This window comes from Nitrospirota bacterium (assembly GCA_020846775.1).
Lineage (GTDB): Bacteria > Nitrospirota > 9FT-COMBO-42-15 > HDB-SIOI813 > HDB-SIOI813 > RBG-16-43-11.
In genome coordinates this window covers 1-4,721 of sequence record JADLDG010000122.1, presented here as the reverse complement: position 1 = coordinate 4,721, position 4,721 = coordinate 1, and the positions used below count along the sequence as shown (strand labels likewise).

At 44.2% G+C, this 4,721-nt stretch carries 6 protein-coding genes; all 6 read right to left on the bottom strand.

Annotation, left to right across the window (positions count from 1 at the left end; translation table 11 throughout):
- A partial coding sequence (locus tag IT392_13340; GenBank protein MCC6545456.1) for an ion transporter occupies window positions 1-706 on the bottom strand: 706 nt, incomplete at its 3' end.
- Between the two features lie 23 nt (window positions 707-729).
- Window positions 730-2,028, bottom strand: coding sequence for a 3-deoxy-D-manno-octulosonic acid transferase (locus IT392_13335; GenBank protein MCC6545455.1), 1,299 nt, complete (start codon window positions 2,026-2,028; stop codon window positions 730-732).
- Between the two features lie 24 nt (window positions 2,029-2,052).
- Window positions 2,053-2,724, bottom strand: coding sequence for a lysophospholipid acyltransferase family protein (locus tag IT392_13330; GenBank protein ID MCC6545454.1), 672 nt, complete (start codon window positions 2,722-2,724; stop codon window positions 2,053-2,055).
- 28 nt (window positions 2,725-2,752) lie between these two features.
- Complete coding sequence (locus tag IT392_13325) at window positions 2,753-3,370, bottom strand: XTP/dITP diphosphatase (GenBank protein ID MCC6545453.1); 618 nt, start codon at window positions 3,368-3,370, stop codon at window positions 2,753-2,755.
- Between the two features lie 326 nt (window positions 3,371-3,696).
- Entirely contained in the window at window positions 3,697-4,419 is a 723-nt protein-coding gene (rph, locus tag IT392_13320) for a ribonuclease PH (GenBank protein ID MCC6545452.1), read from the bottom strand.
- A gap of 147 nt (window positions 4,420-4,566) precedes the next feature.
- Window positions 4,567-4,721: hypothetical protein (locus IT392_13315; GenBank protein MCC6545451.1), on the bottom strand; the 155-nt coding region annotated here is incomplete at its 5' end.

The window sequence follows — 4,721 nt, the reverse complement described above, 5'->3', positions numbered from 1 at the left end:
CTGTCGGTACTGCAATGATTCCGTAACCAAGTATCATTATAAATGACCCGACTGCCTTACCAAAGGGAGTGCCCGGTGCAATGTCTCCATAGCCGACTGTGGTCAGGGTAACAATGGCCCAGTAGATCCCCTCAGGGATGCTGGTAAATCCGTGCGCCTTCCCCTCTATCAGATACATTACAGAACCAAGAATCGTTACTATGTTCAATATCGCGAAAAGGAAGATGATGATCTTTCTTTTACTTGCCCTCATGGCCTCCATCAGTACATTGGCCTCACCAACATATTGGACTATCTTGAGTATTCTAAAAACGCGCAGGACTCTGAGAACTCTGATAATCAGAAAATACTGGCTGCCAGGCATCAGGATGCTTAAATATGTTGGTACGATAGCCAGGAGGTCTACGACACCGAAAAAACTTGTAGCATAACGGAACGGACGTCCGACACACAATAGCCTCAGGCAGTATTCAATTGTGAAGATGATGGTAAAGAACCATTCAACCTTATAGAGGAAAATACCATAGTCAGCGTTAATACTCTCTACACTATCAAGCATTACAGCCAGGACACTCAAGAGGATGCTAATGAGTAATAAGATATCGAAGGCCTTCCCCAGGGGTGTATCGGCCTCGAATATGACCTCGTGCAGAAACACGCGGGTCTTTTCGTATCTGTGGTGTTTTTTATCCTGGTCCAATGTCATGATTTAAGTATCCACTATGTACATTAGCATTTTAAAAAATTTTCAATTATCGTAAGATTTCTTTCCACTGCTCCCCTGTTCTTTCGAATAATCCTGTTTCCCTTTTCTCCCATTTCCTGCTGTTTTCCGTTATTTTTCAGCAAATCCTTAAGGACATCTTTCAGAGAGTTTTTATCTTCTATCATCAGACCAGCCCCGCTCTCTAATATTTCCTCTGTTATCTGTTTGAAATTAAACATATGTTTTCCAAAAATGATCGGTTTCCTGTAATTCATTGCCTCCAGGGGATTCTGACCGCCGTGGGGTATAAAACTCCCTCCGATTATAACAACAGTTGCTATGCTGTAGAGAGTGGACAGTTCACCAATAGTATCAACAACTATGACAGTCTTGTATGACACTTCATTTTTCTCTGCTTTGTCGAGTCCGGTCCTTCTTTTAACGTCAAGCCCCATTGTTCTGATAAGCCTCTCTATATCTGCTGTCCTTTCGATATGTCTCGGGACAATGATCAATCTCAACTGTTCATCTTCTTTCAGACATTCAATGTATGATGACAGAATAATCTCATCCTCGCCAGGATGGGTACTGCCTGCTAACAGGACTTTATCGCCCTTATTTATTCCGAAGAAATTCATCTTTCTGTTAATAGCGTCATTATTCATCTCAATAAATTTCTGGTCATATTTCATGTTGCCGGTGACTTTTACAGATGTGGCAGGAGCCCCGATCTCTCTGATCCTCTCTGCATCCTCATCAGTCTGCATACAAAAAAGGTCAACGTTGGAGAGCACTTCCTTCATAAAACAGCGAAACCTCCTGTAACCTTTAAAGGCATCAGGAGAGATTCTGCCATTGATTATCAGTGACCTTGCCCCGGATCGTTTCACCTCTCTCAGGAAGTTGGGCCACAGCTCTGTTTCGACAGAGACATAGATGTCTGGTTTAACACGGCTGATAAACTTCTTAACAGACCAGGGTATATCAAATGGAGAATATAAAATCTGATCCACCTCAGGAAGTCTTTTGCGTGCCACCTCATTACCGGTAGGAGTCACTGTGGAAAGTGTAATCCTGATTTCAGGATGCCTTTGCCTGAGCTCTTTGATAAATGGCGTAGCGGCTATTACCTCTCCTACTGAGACGGCATGGATGTGGATGCGGCACCTATCGTCATCGGGCACAGAATTTAATTCTGTCCCCAGTCCCAGCTTTTCCCAAAAGCCCTTCCTGTGCTTCTCCTTTGCTGCTACCTTGTAGAGCCAGAACGGTGAAGTTATAATGACCAGTAATATTAATAGTAAATTATACAATATGTACATTATGTAATTCCTGTGTAATCTGTATTAGTGAGATTGCTTATAGTACTGGTCTGCCTTGTCCGTCATTTCGACAAGTTTCTTCTCAAGCTCTGCCCGTTTTTCCTCAATCTCTTCTTCAGAAGTATTTCTATGCACATATACAGGTTCTCCATAAATCACTACGACCCTCGTAAATGGATGGGGGATAATAAACCTATCCCAGCTTTTTAAAACAAAAGCCTTCTCTGCTCCATATGTTACAGGCAGGATTGGCTTGCCGCTGATTTTTGCAAGGTGGAGGATGCCCTTCTGGACTTTGAATACAGGCCCCCTCGAACCATCCACTGTAATAAATACGAGACCTTTATCTTTGACAATCCTTATCAGCTCCCGGAATGCCTTGCTGCCGCTCTTATAAGAGGAGCCGCGAATGGTCCTTACGCCGAACATCTTTAATGTCCGCGCAATTATCTCCCCGTCAGTACTCGGGCTTACAAGTGAGTAAAGCCGCCTCCCCTGCCACCTGTAGAGAAACGGTAAATAAAGCAATCGTCCATGCCACAGGGCATATATCGGATTAATATCTTTTCTTATCAGGGACTGCTCTGATTCAACTCCGACGACTTCCTTCCTGTACGTTAAACCGAGGAGGTAGATGATGAGCATTCCTATTGGCGGGATTACATATTTGATGATGATTTTTTTTATAACAGCCATCACCTGCCAGGTGTGAACAAGAAATTATTTAGCATTTCTGCCGTACCATTCCTGCAAGGATATTATATACATTGCCAAGCGCTGCAGCGCGGTGGCTTATCCTGTTCTTTATATCGCTTCCAAGTTCTGCAAATGTCTTTTCGTATTGAGGGACCACGAAAACAGGGTCGTAGCCGAACCCGGACGTCCCGCGGGCTTTTTCAGCAATTATACCAGGGCACTCCCCTTCTGCAATACTTACCTCACCTGCCGGAGTCGCAATGGCAATTACACATACAAACCTTGCGCCCCTTTTCCCGGGAGGGACATCTTTTAACAGCGACATCAGTTTTTTTATATTATCAGAATCTGCAGCTTTTTCTCCTGCAAATCTTGCCGAATATACACCGGGCGCTCCACCTAATGCATCAACCTCAAGACCTGAATCATCAGCAATAGAAACTTGTCCCGTAAACTTTGCTACTGTAAGCGCCTTTTTTGCGGCATTCTCAGAGAAATTATTTCCGTCCTCAATAATCTCAGGGATATCAGGATAGGACAAAAGTGTTTCTACTTCAACCACGTTCTTAATATCAGAATTGTTTATTATTGATTGAATCTCTGCTATTTTTCCGGAATTTCTTGTAGCGATAACTATCTTAAGCATAATTAATTGTGAACTGTCATGAGCCGGGGCGCACAACGGGTCATGAAAATAACTTGTCTCAATCTTTGTCATTCCCGAAATATTCTATCCACGATTAAAGAACTCGGGGACTAATCTGGTTTTAAACCAGACTCCCGCTTAAAACATGCGGGAATGACAAACAAAGGGTATTAACGAGTGAACCATCATGAGCCTCCTGTTCACAAAGGGGCATGAAAATCAGGTTGCCCAAAGCCCAATGAATTGGGCAACTACAAGCGCCTGGTTAGCAGTGTAGTTGCCCGATTTATCGGATTGACGAGGGATTTTCGGATGAACCCTTGTTTTTAGAACTCCCCCACCAACTTTCTCTGCATTTCCACCAACTCTTCTATCCCCTTTTTTGCAAGGGTAACAAGTCCATCCATCATATTCCTGGAAAATGGTTCACCCTCAGCCGTACCCTGTATTTCTACAAACTTTCCCTTACCTGTCATTACAACATTCATGTCTACCTCTGCAGTCGAGTCTTCGTCATAATTAAGGTCAAGGACAGGCTCTCCTTCCACAATGCCTACACTTACAGCTGCGAGGAAGTCTTTAATCGGGTTTACTGTCAGCAACCCATTCTTCTTTGCAAAATTTATGGCATCAACAAGGGCGACGAACGAACCGGTAATTGAGGCTGTTCGAGTGCCGCCGTCTGCCTGGATAACATCACAGTCAATCCATACAGTCCTCTCACCCAGCTTATCCAGTTCGATTACCGATCTGAGGGACCTGCCAATCAGACGCTGTATTTCATGCGTCCTGCCGCCTATCTTTCCTCTTGCGGACTCTCTTACAATTCTCTGCAGAGCCGAGCGGGGGATCATTGCATATTCTGCAGTGATCCATCCCTTGTTCTTTCCTTTAAGGTGAGGAGGTACTTTATCCTCAATAGTCGCCGTACAAATAACCTTTGTATCTCCAACTTCAATCAGGGCAGACCCCTCCGCATGCTTTATGTAATTCCTGTGAATCTTGACAGTCCTTAACTGATCACCTTTTCTGCCGTCTTTTCTTTTCACTCTAATATCACCCCCATATTCCAGTATCCAGTTTTTTCGAACTTATTTCGGGGTCTCCTAACCCTCAATCGCTTGAGACCCTGAAACAATGCTGAAACGAGTTCAGCTCTATGTTCAGTATGACATTGATCCACTGGCAGTGCCCTGCTAGAGAATCAATGTCACCTTCTCCACCTTCCCTATCCTCTCCCCAAGAAACCTGCTCCCCTGCTCTTCAAAGCGGCGGGGGACGTCGGTAACAAAATATCTCCTGACAGGGGCATTCACTTCCGTGTCTTTCCTGTCTGATCTGTCGGGGACAG